This window comes from Paenibacillus sp. VTT E-133291 (genome assembly GCF_002264395.1).
Classification (GTDB): domain Bacteria; phylum Bacillota; class Bacilli; order Paenibacillales; family Paenibacillaceae; genus Paenibacillus_AQ; species Paenibacillus_AQ nitricinens.
Window position 1 is genome coordinate 1 of the sequence record NZ_NFVA01000271.1, and the last position, 281, is coordinate 281.

The 281-nt window shown below is 47.0% G+C and carries 1 pseudogene; it reads right to left on the reverse strand.

Going from position 1 to position 281, the window contains the following annotated elements:
- Positions 1 to 51: 51 nt before the first annotated feature.
- Positions 52 to 281, reverse strand: a pseudogene (locus CA598_RS31890) (sugar ABC transporter substrate-binding protein); the annotation flags it as partial.

The following is a 281-nucleotide window of genomic DNA, read 5'->3' on the forward strand; positions in this document are numbered from 1 at the left end:
CGAAATTTGGCTGAATATCGTTGTTTTCATTTGGCTTCTCCCCGTCTCTTATTAGCTTTTAAATGCGCCCCAAGATGCTTGAAGGGTCTGTTCTATTTTTTTCAATGCTTGTTCAGGATTGCTCAAGCTCAGCTCGGTCAGACCTGCGTTCAGGGCCTCCCATACATAGATCATGAAGGGGTGCGTTGGCATAGGTTGTGTTTGATCCAAAAGCGACAAAATCATCTTTTTGTTAGGCGCAGCAGAGGCAGCTAGACGGTTCAGCACCTCTTCCTGAGCCG